This window comes from Bifidobacteriaceae bacterium (assembly GCA_031281585.1).
Lineage (GTDB): Bacteria > Actinomycetota > Actinomycetes > Actinomycetales > WQXJ01 > JAIRTF01.
In genome coordinates, this window is sequence record JAITFE010000029.1 from 12,698 (window position 1) to 29,159 (window position 16,462).

At 67.7% G+C, this 16,462-nt stretch carries 12 protein-coding genes; 9 read left to right on the plus strand and 3 right to left on the minus strand.

All coding sequences use genetic code 11. The features are described from left to right. Positions 1–10: 10 nt before the first annotated feature. Both LBC97_02735 and LBC97_02740 read right to left on the minus strand, forming a co-directional pair. The gene (locus LBC97_02735) at positions 11–2,071 is read right to left on the minus strand and encodes a CMD domain protein (GenBank protein ID MDR2564973.1); all 2,061 of its coding nucleotides are present in this window, start codon (positions 2,069–2,071) and stop codon (positions 11–13) included. A 284-nt stretch (positions 2,072–2,355) separates the two neighbouring features. Next, on the minus strand, positions 2,356–3,234 hold the full coding sequence (locus LBC97_02740; GenBank protein MDR2564974.1) for a LysR family transcriptional regulator: 879 nt from the start codon (positions 3,232–3,234) through the stop codon (positions 2,356–2,358). A gap of 179 nt (positions 3,235–3,413) precedes the next feature. Here LBC97_02740 and LBC97_02745 point away from each other — a divergent pair, with 179 nt between their 5' ends. The 8 genes from LBC97_02745 (at position 3,414) to LBC97_02780 (ending at position 13,806) form a co-directional block, all read left to right on the plus strand. Then, the gene (locus LBC97_02745) at positions 3,414–4,442 is read left to right on the plus strand and encodes an ABC transporter permease (GenBank protein ID MDR2564975.1); all 1,029 of its coding nucleotides are present in this window, start codon (positions 3,414–3,416) and stop codon (positions 4,440–4,442) included. Next, entirely contained in the window at positions 4,439–5,272 is an 834-nt protein-coding gene (locus LBC97_02750) for an ABC transporter permease (GenBank protein MDR2564976.1), read from the plus strand. Before LBC97_02745 ends, LBC97_02750 begins: the two co-directional genes overlap by 4 nt. Then, positions 5,269–6,993: an ABC transporter ATP-binding protein gene (locus LBC97_02755; GenBank protein MDR2564977.1), complete on the plus strand. Its 1,725-nt coding sequence runs from the start codon at positions 5,269–5,271 to the stop codon at positions 6,991–6,993. The genes LBC97_02750 and LBC97_02755 overlap by 4 nt, the downstream gene beginning before the upstream one ends. Further along, positions 6,990–8,711 carry an ABC transporter substrate-binding protein gene (locus tag LBC97_02760; protein MDR2564978.1) on the plus strand — a complete coding sequence of 574 codons (1,722 nt, stop codon included), beginning with the start codon at positions 6,990–6,992 and terminating at the stop codon, positions 8,709–8,711. Before LBC97_02755 ends, LBC97_02760 begins: the two co-directional genes overlap by 4 nt. 53 nt (positions 8,712–8,764) lie before the next feature. After that, the gene (locus LBC97_02765; protein ID MDR2564979.1) at positions 8,765–9,406 is read left to right on the plus strand and encodes an OsmC family protein; all 642 of its coding nucleotides are present in this window, start codon (positions 8,765–8,767) and stop codon (positions 9,404–9,406) included. A gap of 69 nt (positions 9,407–9,475) precedes the next feature. Continuing rightward, complete coding sequence (locus LBC97_02770) at positions 9,476–10,666, plus strand: LLM class flavin-dependent oxidoreductase (GenBank protein MDR2564980.1); 1,191 nt, start codon at positions 9,476–9,478, stop codon at positions 10,664–10,666. 435 nt (positions 10,667–11,101) lie between these two features. Then, the gene (locus tag LBC97_02775) at positions 11,102–11,404 is read left to right on the plus strand and encodes a hypothetical protein (GenBank protein MDR2564981.1); all 303 of its coding nucleotides are present in this window, start codon (positions 11,102–11,104) and stop codon (positions 11,402–11,404) included. Between the two features lie 314 nt (positions 11,405–11,718). Beyond that, on the plus strand, positions 11,719–13,806 hold the full coding sequence (locus LBC97_02780) for a right-handed parallel beta-helix repeat-containing protein (protein ID MDR2564982.1): 2,088 nt from the start codon (positions 11,719–11,721) through the stop codon (positions 13,804–13,806). On the opposite strand, the gene LBC97_02785 is transcribed toward LBC97_02780, so the two are convergent. After that, a complete protein-coding gene (locus tag LBC97_02785) occupies positions 13,803–15,446 on the minus strand; it encodes a glycoside hydrolase family 13 protein (protein MDR2564983.1) in 1,644 nt (547 codons plus the stop codon). The two genes, LBC97_02780 and LBC97_02785, sit on opposite strands and share 4 nt — an antisense overlap. 75 nt (positions 15,447–15,521) lie before the next feature. On the opposite strand from LBC97_02785, the gene LBC97_02790 reads away from it, so the two are divergent. Next, a partial coding sequence (locus LBC97_02790; GenBank protein MDR2564984.1) for a YbfB/YjiJ family MFS transporter occupies positions 15,522–16,462 on the plus strand: 941 nt, incomplete at its 3' end.

Below are 16,462 nucleotides of genomic sequence, written 5' to 3' on the forward strand. Positions count from 1 at the left end.
AGCGCCAGTCTCACTTGGCCCAACGTGGGCGCAGCTCCCCGGCGTCCACGAACAGGTCCAGCTCATTGCCGGGCAGGGGCACCGGGCACAGGAAATGCGGGGAGAACGCGCACGGCGGCAACTCCGCCAGGTTGAAATCCAACACCGTGGCACCCCCGGTTTCGGGCGCCTCCGCCCGAAGGAACCTGAACGGCGGCGAGTCCGGGCTGTTCGACTGATCGCCGAAGACAATGTGATAGCGCCCGCGACCGCCGCGAGCGGCCAGGCGGTACGTCCGGTCCGCCATCTCAAAGGCAAACGACCCGCCCAACTCGACCGACTCCAGGAAGCCGTCGACATGGCCTTGGTCCACGCGTTCTCCCCTGGGCGCCGGCGTGAACCGGGCCGGGACCACCCAATCCGGGTCCCAGGCGGCCACGTCAACGCCGCTAAAGGAGCGCGCCTGATCACCTTTGGGGTCGAATACGCGCAACGCCAGCAGCCCGGCGCGCGCGTGCGGTTGAAAGCGCCTGCCATCCAGTTCGAAGCTTGTGCCGACCGGGAGGACGACTTCGTGGCCTTGGGGCCCCGCCAGCAGTTCGGCGCCTCCGTCCACGTTGGCGGCCTCCCCGCCCTCCACATCCGTCCCGAACACCTGAATGCCGTCGGTCCACCAGCGTCCGGGAACATCGGGGATAGAGCGGGGCAGGGCGTCCAACCACCAGGTCCCGCTCAGCGCGGCGGGGCCGAGCCGGTCTCCCCAATAGTCCTGGCGCCGCGACCGCCACTCCGCATAGGCCTTCGGAGCGGCCGCCTCCCCCGCCACAGCTGGCCGGCCCAGGCCCAACGTCAAACGGTTGGCCCAATTGAAGAACGCGGCGGCGTGGACCAGGTCGGCCAGTTCCAGGTCGCTCAGGCCGGCCGCCGCCAGCCGTTCGACGTCACGAGCGGTCAAGCCGATCGGCGTTAGGGTCAACGCGGCGGCCGCCCGCGCGATCAAGTCCCATCTTTCCGGCAAACCGGCGGCCTGGACGCCTAACTCCAACAGACGGTCGACCACGCCCTCCTCGCCCGAATAGCGGGCGGCCAACCGCCCGTGCACCGAGGCGCAGAAGACGCAGCCGTTGGTTCGGGAGACGGCCACGGCGGCAAGCTCGCGTTCGGCAAGCGGCAAACCGGTGGCGCTGGCGGCGAAGATGTCCTTGTCAACCAGCGTGCGGGCACGCAGGATCTCCGGGTCGCGGGCCAGCAACCGGAAATATCCGGAGTTCGCCCGCGCGGCGTCCACCAGGCCCTGCCGGTGCCGCTCAGTCAGTTCTTCCTTGGCAAGCGGCTTCAGCCACGGCAGCCATTCCAGCGGTTCCCGTGTGAACCCGTGTGGACGCGGGGCGCACGGAGCCAAGACTTCGCCCGTTGCCGCCGGGGGCGCGTCCGCCCCAGGCCCGCCAGCGGCGTCGGGGATGGGCAAGCCGCTCGACGGCCTGGCGGGATCCCCGCCACGCCGCTCCGAGATCAGCCGCAAGCCATGGGCGACCCGTTGCTGGTAGGCCAAGAACGCCACCAGTTGGGCCAAAGTGACAATCCCATCCACGCTCCAACCAGCCTGGGCAAGGCGACGCACCGCATGGCCGTCCGCCTCGCGGGGCCGCAACACCAGGAGGTGGGCATACTCCAGCGCCGCCGCCAACCGCTCCCCCACGGCGGCACGGACGGCCTGGTCAGGGTGGTAGCGCGGGCCCGCCTCGTCGAATCCCCTCAGCCCGGCTTCCGCGTAGGCTCCATATGGACCCCGCGCCGTGTTCGCCCTGGCCTCGGCCCCGATCACCACCGCCGCCGCCGGGTCCAAACTGGCGGCCGCGGCCGCGTAGTAGCGCTGGGTGGCGTCCAACGCGGTCAAGGCCGTCGCGAACGCGGCGACCAGCCAGCGTTCGCGAACCGAGAAACTCGAGTCGTCGAACGGTTCGAAAAGGGCGCTGTGGCTCGCTTGCGTCTGCTCGCGAGTCACCGGCCGGCGTTCGGCGGCCACCGCCGGCGTTATCCCGGCCCAGGCCGCCACCAAGTCCGGGGTGGCGGCGAGCGTCGCATTCGGCATTACGCGTCCCTTTTCTGGTTTTTCACGGACGTGCGAATGCCTGCGGCGGATTGGCTGCGCCTGGGCCAAATCCGACGTTCAGAACGCCGACTCGGCCCGTGCAGCGCTTGGGATTGATTAGCCATGGCCGAGAAAGTTATCAGCCCCGCCTTCGACTTATCGCCGAATTGCCGTTCTGTAAGCATCGCAATTCGTGATCGATCCTCATCGAATGTAAAGCACACAGGCAATCCGGCCGGAGCGCTTACCGAGCGGCCCTCCGCGCGGTGTTAGGCCGACCACGGCTATGCAAGGATTGGAATTCGTGATTGTGACTCATCACGTGTAAAGAAGGCGGTCAGTTCGAGGCGCAACGACTCGACTATCGACGCGGGCACCGCGGCGCCGGTAACTAGACGCACGCCCACGTCTCCCACCGGCGGCGGCGCGTCCAGTTCCCGCCAGCCGGCGGGCACGCGCAGGAGCGGCATGAGCGCCGCCCCCAGCCCGGCTTCGACCGCAGCCGCCTGGGTCGCGGCCGTCTCAGCCTCAACCCTGACAACCGCCGCCAAGCCCGCGAAAGCCAACGAGTGAAGCGCCAGGCCGCGCAGCGGACACGGCTCTTGCTTCACCACCAGGTCGAGTGGGTGGCCCTGGACAGCCTCGAACCGGTTTGACGCGACCCAGCGCAACGGCAATCGCCCAACGCCGATCGTGTTGGAGGCAGTCGGCTCTCCCACGACCAAAGCGAGGTCGACTATCCCCCGGCGGACCACCTCGCCGCAGTCCCCCACCACGCGGGCCAGGCGAAACACCACATCTTGGCCCACCAGCAAGGCATTGAACAGGCGGAGCAACTCCGGCAGCCGGCCGCCTGCGGCGGCTTCCGTCACACCCACAACCAAGGGGGCGACATGGCCGGCGCCCAGCGCGGCGACCGCCTCGTCGTGGACTTGCAGGATCCGATTGGCCTCCACCAGGAGCCGCTGGCCGGCGTCGGTCAACAACACCGCTTTGGTGTCGCGCCGGAACAACTCCTCGCCCACCGCGCCCTCGAGCTTGCGCACGTGCCCGGACACGGCCGCCTGGGACAAGTGCAGCGACTCGGCGGCGCGCGTGAACCCGCCCGAGTCGACCACGGCCACGAAGGTTCGGAGGTGGTTCAAATCCAGAGTTCGAGCCATGGGCCCAGACTATTGCGCGAACAGCGATTTCAACCGCTTGTAAAGATGAGACTGCGGACCGGGGCCCCATTGCAACTTCCCGAAATGTGAGACGCCAACATTTACGAATTACCGGCGCGCGGGTTCTTGGGCCATAGAGTGCTCCCCTCAGCCATTCGGCGAAAGGAGGCCAGAGCAACATGGCGATATCCAATTCCAACATCTTTCGCGGCGCCCAGTTGAGGGCGGGTCGATTCTCGGATCGCCATCCAATGCTGCGCTATTCCGCGTTGAAGGCGGGCCGGGCGCTGTTCGTCGTGTGGGCCACCTTTACCGCCACGTTTGTGCTGCTTTTCGTATTTCCGGCCGACCCCGTCGACTTGTTGGTTGATCCGACCGACATTGGCAGCGTCAAAGGGGACCTGCGCGACCAAATTGAGCGCACCTACGGCTTCGACAAGCCGCCGTTGGCCCAGTATTGGGACCGCCTGGGCCACGCCCTGACAGGCGACTTCGGCAACTCTGTGACCTCTGGCAAGCCGGTTCTACGGGCCATCGCCGAAACACTGCCCCACACGCTGCTGCTCGCCTCGCTGGCGCTGGGCGCGGCGTTGGTGATCGCGTTCGCCCTTGCCGTCGCCGCCACCGGCGCGCGTCAACCTTGGTTGCGCAACTTCCTCACGTCCCTGCCGTCGGCGGCCGTTTCAATCCCGTCTTTCATGGTCGCCATCCTGTTGCTGCAGGTGTTCGCGTTTGGCCTCGGCTGGTTCCCCGCGTTTGGCGACGAGGGCTGGCGCGCCATCGCCCTCCCCGTGGCGACTCTGGCTTTGCCGGTCTCCGGACCGATCGCCCAGTTGCTGATCCGCAGCTTCGAGGCCGAACTGGGCGCGGGCTACATCACGACCAGCCGTGCCAAAGGCGCCACGCGCGCCCGTATCCTGACGGGGGATGTGTTCCGCAACGCCTCGCTGCCGGCCCTGACCATCGCCGGGATTGTGTTCGGCAATCTCATAGCCGGCTCGGTCATCACCGAGACCGTGTTCGCCCGCCAGGGAATAGGCCGTCTGACCCAAACCGCCATCAGCGCCCTGGACGTGCCGTTGGTGCAGGGCGTGGTCGTCCTGGTCGCCGTCAGCTTCGCCCTCATCAACTTGGCGGTTGACCTGCTCTATCCGCTGCTGGACCCCCGGATTCGGGTGTCCCGTGCGAGCGCCGGGGCGTCGGCATGACCGCCCGCGCGGCCGTTTCGGGTGTCAAGGCGATCGCGCGGCAACCGGCCCTGGTCCTGGCGTGGCTCGTGGTGGCGACGGCAGTGGGTTGGGCCGTCGCACCGGGGCTTTTCACCCGCCACAGTCCGTATGACGGCGACCCCAACGCCATCTTCGCGCCGCCCACTTGGGCCCATCCCTTCGGAGCGGACCGGCTGGGCCGCGATCTGTTCGCCCGCGCCGTCTACGGAGCGGGCACCACTTTGGCCGCCACCCTTGTGGCTGTCGCCATCGCGTTCGTCTTCGGGACCGTGATCGGTCTGGCGGCGGGGTATTTCGGCAAGACCGCCGACACGGTGACCATGCGGTTGGTGGACGTCTCGCTTGCCGTGCCCGGGCTCCTGCTGGCCATGGTGCTGGTGTCGGTGTTGGGCTATTCGACCCAGAACATCGCCATCGCGGTCGGGATCGCGTCGATCGCGGGATTCGCTCGCGTGATGCGGGCGGAAGTGATCGAAGTAATGGCCAAGGACTACATCCGCGCGGCGGACGCCTTGGGCGTGGGCCGCACGCGGGCCGTGCTCCGGCACGTTCTGCCAAACTCACTCAACTCGGTTGTGGCCCTGGCCGCGCTCGAGGTCGGCACCGCCATACTGGCGGTCGCCTCGCTCGGTTTCCTGGGCTACGGCGCGCCGCCCCCGCAGCCGGAATGGGGCCTGCTGGTCGCGGAAGGCCGTGACTACCTGGGCACCTACCCGTGGATCGCAATCCTGCCGGCCCTGGCGCTGGCGGCAGTCGTCATCTCGACCCACCGCATCAGCGTCTCGCTTCGGAAGGAGCGTCGGCTGTGACGACCTCGCCAATGGCCTTGGCCCCGGCACCCGAGGCTCCTCCCCAGCCGCCGCCCCTGCTGGCTGTCTCAGGCCTCGCGGTGGACTACCGCGTCGGCCGCCGCGAATGGGTGCCCGCGCTGCGCCAGGGCGATTTGACCGTCGCCGCCGGCGAGTTCGTCGCCATTGTCGGCGAGTCGGGGTCCGGCAAGACCACGCTGGTGCAAGCGGCGCTCGGCCTTCTGCCCGCCAATGCGCGGGTGCGCTCGGGACGAATCGCCTTCTCCGGGGTGGACACCACTCGCTGGCGCGACGATCGCATGGCGCGAGTCAGGGGCAATTACGTCGGCTTCATTCCGCAGGACCCGAACACGTCCCTCAACCCCACCAAGCGGATCGGCCGACAGGTCGCCGAAGCCGTCCTCTTCAACGACGCCGCCCGCCTCAGCGCCCCGACGCGCCGGGAAGCCGCGCTTGAAGCTCTTCGCCAGGCGGGCCTGGACCGCCCGGAGCGCGTCTTCGACCAGTACCCGCATGAGCTGTCGGGAGGCATGAAGCAGCGGGTCCTGATAGCGATCGCGCTGGCGGGCGGCCCCAAGCTGATCTTGGCTGACGAGCCGACCAGCGCCCTGGATGTGACCGTCCAGAAGGTGATTTTGGACCATTTGGAGCGCTTGCGCGAAGCGCTCGGCATAGGGTTGGCGCTCGTCACCCATGACCTGGCCGTGGCCCTTGACCGCTCCGACCGGATCGTGGTCATGAAAGACGGCCGGGTCGTGGAGCAAGGAGGGCGCGACCTCATCCTGGAACGCGCCGCCAGCGGCTACACGCGCCAACTGCTTGCCGCCACCCCCGCCTGGCACGCCGGCCGCCTTCGCCCCACCCTGGCCGGGACCGCCCCAAGGACCGCCGGCGCCCTGCCACCCGCCATCCGCGCCCTGGGCCTGGTCAAACGCTATCCGCTCCGGGGCAAAGCCGGCGGCGAGGTGCGGGCCCTTGACGGGGTCGACTTCACGGTGCAAGCGGGCGCCGTGCACGCCATCGTCGGAGAATCGGGGGCGGGAAAATCCACCCTCGCCGCCGCGCTGGTGGGGTTCACGGCGCCCGACGAAGGCCTAATCGAGATCGAGGGGCGGCCGATCTCCGGCCTGCGCCGACGCGAACTGCGCGAAGTGCGGCGACACCTCCAATACGTCTTCCAAAACCCGAACACCTCCCTCGACCCGCGCTTCACCGTGGCGCGTCTCGTGGCGGAACCGCTCCAGGCCTTCGGGTTGGTCAAAGACCGAGCACGGCTGCGCGACCGGGTGCGCGAGTCGCTCCACTCGGTGGCCTTGGACGACTCCTACCTGGACCGGACGCCCGCGCAGCTTTCCGGCGGCCAACGCCAGCGCGTCGCCATAGCACGTGCCCTGGCCCTGCGCCCCCGCGTGATCGTTCTGGACGAGCCGGTCAGCGCGCTCGACGTGTCGGTCCAAGCGCAGATACTGCAACTCCTGGTGGATCTCCGAGCCGAGTTGGGTCTGACCTATGTCTTTGTGTCCCACGACATTGGCGTGGTCAAACTGCTTTCAGACCAGATCACCGTCATGAAAGACGGCCTAGTGGTGGAGGAGGGCCCAGCCCAGCGGGTGCTGGCGGCGCCGAGCCACTCTTACACCCGGGAACTGCTGGACGCGGTGCCCGGGCGGCACCTGGCCAAGGGGCCGGGTCCCAAGGCAGACGAGAGGAAAGACCAATGACCGAAACAACCAGTTCGATCGAGCAGGAACGTCCCAGCCGCGGCAAGCAGTGGATCGCAATAGCCGTCGCGGTGGCCGTCGTCGCGGGCGGCGGCGGCTTCTGGGCCTGGCGGGCTTCCCAGGACACGGAAGCGGCCCCACCCGCGGACAAGGACTCACCATCCGGGCCGGTCACCGGGGGCACCCTCAACTTCGCGGTGTATTCGCCCCAATCGACGCCGGACGTGCATGCCGGCACCAACTACACCGAGGCGATCATCGGTGACAACATCACCGACAAGCTCACTTGGCAAGACCCCGACACAGGCGAAATCACCCCCTGGCTGGCCGAGTCCTGGGAGTACAACGACCACCTGACCGAGTACACCTTTCACCTGCGCGAGGGCGTGACGTTCTCCGACGGCTCGCCTTTCGACGCCGATGCCGTCAAGGCGAATTACGACCAATACGTCTTCGGGGACCCGGCCCTGGACATCCAACCGAACGGGGCGACGCTCTTCCCCGGCTACCAGGGCACCGAGGTGGTGGACGAGCACACCGTCAGGATCCGCTTTGACCGACCCTCCGCGGGTTTCTTGCAGGGCTCGAGTTTCACGGCCAACAACCAACCCGGATTCTTGTCCCTGGCCACGTTGGCGAAGTCGGCCGAGGAGCGCACCAACGCCAAGAACGTGATCGGCACCGGGCCGTTCGTCTACGAGGAATGGGTGGAGAACGTCCGCACGGTGATCGTCAAACGGCCCGACTACAACTGGGCCCCGCCGGCGCTCAAGCGACAGGGTCCGGCCTACTTGGACAAGGTGGTCGTCAACATCCTCCCCGAGGGTTCGGTCAGGACGGGCGCGTTGCGTTCCGGCGAGGTGGACGCCATCCTGGACGTGACGCCCACCGACGAGGGCCCCTTGAGCGACGCCGGTTTCGAGATTGTCGCGCGCCAGGCGTCCGGTTCGACTTACTATCTGAACCTCATCCCCGGCGTGTTCCCCACCGACGACTTGAACGTCCGCAAAGCCGTGCAACTCGGCTGGTCCCGCGAGAACGTCCGCAAGACGGCGCTGAGCGACTCCTACACCGACGGCACGTCAGCGGTTGGCGACACCGTCAACGGATATGTGGACTACAGCGGCACCGCCCTGCGCCACGATCCCGAAGAGGCCAAGCGCCTGCTGGAACAGGCGGGCTGGGAGGAAGGCCCCGACGGCATCCGGGTCAAAGACGGCAAACGGCTCGAGATCAGGCATTTCGGCATCTCCAATGTGGTGCCGGTCAAAGCCAGCCTTGAGTCCATCCAGCAGGACCTGGCCGACATCGGGATCGATTTCCAGGTGAACGTCCTGGCGGGGCCGGACTTCGCGGCCGCCGTGGCGAAAGCCTCGACGGAATACAACGCGGTCTCCCTCAACCGTTCGCGCAACGACATCGCGGTGCTGAACACCCTCTACAACCCGACCATCGACAACGGCGCCTACATCCGCGAGGACTTCGGGGGCTACGCCGATCTGGTGAACACCCTGGGGAAGCTCGAGGAGACCCTCAACGCCAAGGAGAGGAAAGGCTACGCGAAAGACGCCCAGGACAAGCTCGTGGCCGAATACGCCCTGGTGGCGGCGTTGTTCAATCCCGCTCAGGTGATTGCTCAGGCCCCCCACGTCCATGGGATCGCGTTCGACGCGCAGGCGCGCAATCACTTCCGGGACGCCTGGCTCGAGCCGCGCTGAGAACCACAGACCAAGACCAAGAAGAACATCAAACAAGGAGATCCAGACAAACTATGGCTACCAACGCCGCGAGAGCCGCGCAAACGAAGAACAAGGCCGGGGCGGGTTTTCCTCCGCCGCTAAAGGCGAAGCCCGGCCTGCGGGACTTCCTCGCCCACAAACGCTACGACGGCCTGCAACTCGCCGAACAACGCGAGGCGAACCCGCCGTCCCGGCCAAATGTGCTGAAGGCGCACACCGTCGCCGAGGGACGCAGCGGCGTCAGGCGCATCCGCATCCGCAACCACCAGATCTTGAGCGACACGGGGCCTGACTACGCCGGCTACAACCTGGGCCCCGGCTCGCCGGAGATAGTCCTGGGCGCGCTGTCGTCCTGCATCACCCACATCACGGAGATCGTCGCCTCGAACCGCCGCATCCCTCTGGACTACCTTCGGGTGGACGTGCGCGGCGAGCAGGATTTCCGACGCGGCAGCCCGGGCTTCGAGGATGTGCCGGTCGAACCCCACAACATCCGCTTCGTGGTCACGGTGGAGTCTCCGGCCGACCAAGGCGTCATCGATTCCCTATTCGCCGAGGTGAAGGCGGTCTGCCCCATCCTGAACCTCTTCCAGAACCCTCAAACCGTTGTCGGCGAAGTCATTCTGAACGGAGAACGGCCCGACGAGGCACAACCTCGGGAGATCGCCGATTGAGCTTGGCCTCCCGCATTCGCAATCAGCCGGTCCAACTCCGGCACCCATATTGAAAGGAAACCAACCACCATGGCTTTGTCGCCACACTCCTACAACCTGACTGACACGGACAAGGGCTCGTTCCTCGCCCGACCGTCCGGCACGCGATTGCCCCCGGCGCAATCGCCTTTCGGCCACGAACTGCGGATCGGCCTGATCACGCACTTCGACCAGCATGACGATCCAACCACGCTGTACGCGGACAACGTGCGCCTGGCCCAAGGACTCGAAGAGCAGGGCTACGACTCGGTCTGGATCGCCGTCCGCCATTTTCACGCCGGCTGGGCCGGCGCGCCCTCCGTCTATTCCGTCCTGCCCGCGTTCGCGCAGGCCACGCGGCGTCTGACCCTGGCGACCGCCGTGGTTCCGATCAACGCGGACGACCCGGTCCGAGCCGCCGAGGACCTCGCGACCATCGACGCCCTCTCCGGGGGACGGCTCCTGGTGGGCCTCGGCAAGGGTGTGCCCTCCGACTCCTACAAGGTGTTCCGGTCGTGGCGCGAGGACAGGGAAGCCCTGTACCTGGAGGATGTCGACAAGTTGCACTGGGCTTTGGCGGGAGCCGAGGTCGCCGGGGGCACCGGTCGCATCTGGCCCGCCGACCCGTCGCTGTCTGGGCGCATCCTGCACGGCACCTCGACCATCGCCAACGTGATTGACGCCGCCGAGCGCGGCGACGGCGTTCTCCTGGAGCGCTTCGGCGGGGGCGACGAGCGCAGTCCGGAAGGACGCATCCGCTTCCGCGAGCGCCAGGCCGAGACGCTGCGCCTGTACCTGCGGCGGTACCGGCAAAAGTGGGGCGACACACGGACGCCCTTGACCGCCATATCCCGCAGCCTGTTCCCGGGCACGCTGGAAGAGGCGGAGCGCGCAACCAGCCACTGGAACCGCGCCGACATCCAATTGGGGCGCCTGGCCCCGGACCTCAGCCAAGAGGACAAGTTCCTTGCGGACAACTTCGCGTGGGGCACGCCCGGCCAATTGGCTGACGACCTCATCGCCGATCCAAGCCTGCCGCTCTCCGACGAGGTGGTCCTTGGGCTCCATCCAGCCCGCCTCACCGTTGAAGAGACGCTGGCGAAATCCGAGATCCTGATCCAACAGGTGGTACCGCGTTTGAAGAGCGCCTGGACCGAGCGCCGCGCTGCGGCCCTGGCCCAGGCCTACGCCGCCTCAGACAAAGATGTCACCGAGAAAGCCAAAATCGCCGTCTCGGCCTGATTGAGCGGCCGCGCCTGGAAAAGGCGCAAGAAACCCGGGCCCTGGAGGAGGCAAAGTCCAGGGCCCGGGGCCCGTCCGCCTGAGCGGGCGGGCGTTCTTGTCGCGGCACCGGGTTCGCCGTGCGGCGCCGCTAAGAGGAGAACGCCGATCCGGCCCCGTCTAATCCGAAGTGGATCGTCGGTTCGCTCCCGGCGGACAGCCGCCGCGTCTGCCATTTTCTGACCGCCCGCCCAGTTCTCCAGTTCTGGCGTCCGGAGCCCGTGGTCGCCCGCAGTTGGGAGCCCAGGCGGATGCTTTCGGCCTGGGACCAAAATCCCAATTAGGGGGTGAAAAGCGGCAGTTCTACGCAGATCGGGGGAAATTGCCCCGACCAATTATGGCCACCCAGGGGAAAATACTGCCCATTATCTGCCTTCGGCGCTTAGACTCTCATCCATGATCAGTCAAGAGTTATTGAGGGCCCTTGACTCGCTCGCCCCGCATGAAAAGCGCGAAGTGATCGTGTACCTACAGACGGGCGCCGCGACTTGGGCTGACGAGTTGACGCTGGCGGAGCTCGCCGACTTGGTGGAGCGGATCGAGGCCGTCTTCGCCGAGCCGAGCACTGCCGAGAGCCTTGAAGAGGAGTTCGAACGCACCCCCGTCGGGGCGGAATGGAGGGCGACCGCCACGGCGGCGCGCGAAGCCGCCCAGCATGTCACCATTCACGACCTGCGGCGCCTTATCCACGCCGATTGAGTTCGCGGGAGCTTCCCCACTTTCCCGTCTTCGCCGCGAGGGCGGCATTCCGCCCCTGACGGCCATTCACACGCGGCCTGTTTGCCGCAAACGTCACCGCCTTCGCCCCAGACCAAGTCTGGATTGATCGCCGCAATTCCGGCAAGAAATCATCGGCCGTGAGACCGGTGGTCAACGCCCAGGTATTGCAAGCCGCTCTGGGTATCCCCAGCGGAACTGCTCAACGCGCCCTGGCGAACCTGGTCGAAGCCGGAGCCGTGGTGGAGCGCAGCAGATCGTCTATCGCCTGGTAACAGGGGAATAGGACGGTTCCAATGGCCGTTGATCTTGACGTGAAGCATTTGCGGGAACGAGGGGCAAAGGCTGGGAGGCGAGCGGTCGGCATCGCGCCCCTGGCGGTGCTGGCGCTGGCGCTGGGGGCCGTCGCTCCTGGCGGGATCCTGCCGTGGCTGAGCGGCGCGGCCGCGGCGGATGGCGCGACCTCGGCCGTGCCCCTCGATGAAATCGTCAACTGCGCCGACGCCCCCGCCGGTGTCCGCTGCTTCACGGTCACCTCGACTCTCGCCAACGACACCGGGAAGACCCCCGGCGACGCGAATCCCGGCGACGGAAAGTGCGCGACCGCGGCCACCGGCGTCTGCACCCTGCGGGCGGCGATCGAGGAGGGGAACGCGACGCTGAAGGGCATTGACGTGCTCATCACGGCCGGGGTGACCGGGACAATCCAGTTTCCCAGTGACGATAGATTCTCCACCGTTTGGATGGAATCGAACAGCGAGGCGGCCCTCGAATACGCGACCTTCCTCCGCGTTGGGCGGACCATGACCATCAACCTCGACAAACGGTTGGGTCTGCAGCCAAAGAACGGCAGCCAGTCGCTGGCACCCACGGCGGCCACTGGGCTCGCGGTGGACGCCCCCGGCGTCCAATTGCGCAATTTCAGCAACTGGTTCGCCACCGGCTCCGCCATCCTCTTCACCGAGAATTCGGATGGTTCGACGCTTAAGGGAGGTGTTTCGATCCAGACGGCGAACAACCACACCATGCGCCTGATCGGGATCCTGCCGGAGGCGGACAACTTGACGATTGAGGACATGACCCTTGGCCGCGTCCGCGCGGAGGAAACCAGCGCCGCCATCATGATCGCGCGAAACGCCGTCTACGGCGGAACCGTGTCCGGCCTGACCATCTCGGGCGTGAAATTCAAGAACGGCGCCGAATCGGCCACCTGCTCCGGGTCAGACGGGAGGGGCTGCGACGGGCACGGCATCTTGGGCAACGGCTCAGTCAAAATCAACAATTTCACGATCACCGGCTGCTTCTTCAACGACTTCACCGGCACTGGCGCTTACACGGATCCGGTGCACCTGAATGCGGTGGGGACATCGAGCAACTGGACCATCACCGGAAACTATTTCGAGAACATCCGCACGGGGACCGTGAGCAACTCCCCCACGCGCGCGGCTCTGGTCCTGCCTGCGGCCAATCTGCTCGGCACCAACGTCATCAGCGGCAACACGTTCGACAACGGCGCCACGGGGTTCGCCAACGAGTTTGGCGTCGCCATCGCCTGGGATTCAAACCAAACCGGCACCACCGCCTCCAACCTGGTCATTGAGCGCAATCACTTCGACGGCTACAACCTGGCCTCCATCCGCTTGTACCAAACAGGCACGGTCACCGTGCGGCGCAACACCTTCGGGACGAAGACCACCTCGCAAAGCTCAACCGAACTGGAGGAGACCGCGACATCGGGGGTGATGGTGGCCAACGTCGACGCTACCGCCAACCGGAAAATCCTGACCTGGAGCCCCGTCGGCACGGTCACGATTGACAACTGCCAGCTATCCATCCCGGTCGCGGCGCCAACCGGGACCAGCAACAAGCCCACCTTGCCGGTGACACTGGACTTCTATTGGACTAACGGCACCACCGCCGAGCAGTACCTGACGAGCGTCGAGAATGTGGTCGCCGAAGGCTCCGTGACGCTGCCCGGCGTGGTCCCGCCTCAAGGCGGCTACATCCGCGTGCAGACCCAGGGTTCGGGCAGCCGGCCGGAGTCCTCGCAGTATTCCAAGAGGATCGACAACGTCAAACAGTTCGACTGCCAGCCGAGGATGGATATCGACTTGCGCGCATGGACAGACGTTCCCGCTGACGCGACCAGCCACGACGCGATCCTGGCCGCCGGTGCCGCGCAGCGGGCCACAGAACTGCCCAGCCCCGCCCACATTGCCGCCGGCACCACCGTCTGGTTCACCTACACGGTGCGAAACACGGGGAACGTGGCGCTCACGGGAGTCGTGGTCAGAGACATCCTGCACGGGCCAGAAGACGTGTGCCGGCTAGAACTGGTGCCGGCCGGCGAGGCGGCCGGGTGCGCCCGCCAGCACTTCGTCTAGCCGAGCGTCCAGGCCGCCGTCGCCGGCGGCACAGCCGCCGCCGGGCCGAGCGCCGCCGAGGCGACCAGGACTTCGCCCTCCGCGCGCGGCTCCAAACCCCCGGTGGCTGAGAAATTGACCAGGCAATGCCACCGCCCCCGCCGGAAATGCAAGGCGCCGGGCGGGGAGTCGACCCATTCCAAAGCGGCGCCCCGCACATCCGGCCGGGCCAAGAGCGCGCGCCGGGCCGCCAGCGCCCGTCTGTAGAAGTTCAGGGTCGAATCCGGATCGGCCTCTTGCGCCTCCACGGCCAGGGGCCCGAACCAGGCCGGCTGCGGCAGATGCGGCGTCCCCGCGCCGAAGCCGAAGCTTGGCCCGTCGCCGGTCCACGGCAGCGGCACGCGGGCGCCGTCGCGCCCAACCTCGTATTCGGGGTGCCGGAAGAAGGCTGGGTCTTGGCGGACGGCATCGGGCAAGTCGGCGACCTCCCGCAAACCCAACTCCTCCCCCTGGTAGAGGTAGACCGAGCCGGGCAGAGCCATGATCGCCAAGGTGGCGGCCTTGGCGCGGGCCAACCCCAGGCTGATGTCCTCCTCGGGGTCCCGGCCGCCGGTCAGAAGCCAGTTGCGGCCGTCCGGCGGCTGCGGCAGCCCGTACCGCGAGGCGTGGCGGACAGAGTCGTGGTTGGACAGCACCCAGGTGGAGGAGGAGCCGGCGGCCGCCGCCAGCGCCAGGTCGCGTTCAACGATTTCGCGGAACTGGGCCGCGTCGAAGGCGGCCATCAGCAGGTCGAAGTTGAAGGCCTGCCCCAGCCCCTCCGGCGTGGCGTAGCGGGTCCGGCGGGCCGGGTCGTCCGTCCAGGCCTCGGCCACCGCCGCCCGGGGCGGATCGTAGGAGTTGAGCACCTCGCGCCACTCGGCGAAGATGTCGTGGACCTCGTCCCGGTCGTAGAAGGGATGGTCCGGGCCGGAGGGCACCAACGCGACCTCCTCGGCGCTCGGCAGCGGATCGGCGCTGAAGTCCTTCGCGAGCGCGGAGGCCACGTCCACCCGGTACCCGTCCACTCCCCGATCCGACCAGAAGCGCAGAATGCCGAGGAACTCCTCGCGGACCTCCGGGTTGTCCCAGTTCCAATCTGGCTGCGCCACGTCGAACAGGTGGAAGTAGAACTGGCCGTCCCCCACGGGCTCCCAGGCGGGCCCCCCGAAGGTGGCCGTCCAGTCGGACGGCGGCTCGGAGCTGCCCGGCCCCTTGCCGTCGCGGAAGATGTAGCGGGCGCGCGCGGCGGATCCCGGCGGGGACGCGAGCGCCTCCTTGAACCAGGCGTGCCCGGAACCGGAGTGGTTTGGCACAATGTCGATGATCACCCGGATCCCGGCCTGGTGCAGGGCCGCCACCATCTGGTCGAACTCCGCCAGGGTGCCGATGCGCGGGTCCACGTCGCGGTAATCGTCCACGTCGTAGCCGCCGTCCGCGAGGGCGGAGGGGTAGAACGGGGAGAGCCAGACGGCGTCCACGCCGAGGGCCTCCAAATAGGGCACCCGCGCCGTGACGCCCACAAGGTCCCCAATCCCGTCGCCGTTCGCGTCCGCGAAGGAGCGCGGGTAGATCTGATACACGGCGGCGTCCCGCCACCAGTCGGGATTGGAGTCGATGGCCACGGTAAGGAACCTTAGCGGCAGTTTCGGCTTTGCGCTTGATTTGCTTTCACTTGACTGTATTTCGATAATCATTGGGTGAAAGTACTCAATCCGGGGCCGTGGCGCGTCGTCGGCCAATCGGCGGCCGCGCTGGTGGTCGGGATAGGTGTTGGGCGCTTCGCGTTCACGCCGATCCTGCCAGCCATGATCCAGCAGGCCGGTCTCAGCCCGCGCGGCGGCGCGGCCATCGCGACCAGCAACTACGCGGGCTACTTCGTCGGCGCGCTGCTCGGGATCCTCTTCCCGCGCCTGGTCCGCTTCCAGGCCGGCTTCCGCTGGGCCTTGGCCGTGGAGGCCGCCTCGCTGGCCGCCATGCCGCTGGGCGGCTCGGTCCCGGTCTGGAGCGCCATCCGCTGCGTCAGCGGGATCGCCTCGGCCGCCGTCTTCATGACGGGCGCCGCCGCCCTGGCGGCCCATCTGCCGCCGCGCCGCGCCCACTTGGCCGGCTGGGGTTACAGCGGGGTGGGCGCGGGGATTGTCCTGTCCGGCCTGGCCGTGGCCGCCGTTTGGCCCGCCTTTGGCTGGGGCCCGGCCTGGGTGGCCGCCGCGGCGCTCGCCGCCTTGGCGGGGTTCGCCTGCTGGAACCTGCCTTTGGAGGGACAGACTTCATTGCCCGATGCCGTCGCCCCCGACCCAGCCCCGGAGCGGCGGGGCCGGTCGGCGTTTCCGGCGTTGGCGGTCGCCTACGGCCTGGAGGGCGCCGGCTACGTGATCGCCGGGACCTTTCTGGTGGCGGCTCTTGACGAGAGCTCGGCCGGGTGGGTGGGCCCCAGCGCCTGGGTGCTGGTGGGCCTGCTGGCCGTTCCCTCCTGCGCCGTTTGGACCGCCCTGACCCGGCGCTTCGCGCCGCTGGGCCTCCTGGCCTGCGCCTTGGCCATCCAGGCCCTCGGGATGGCCCTGCCCGCCCTGGCCGAGGGCCCCTGGGCGGCCGGCGCCGCCGCAGTCCTGTTCGGCGGGACCTTCATGGGCGCGGTGGC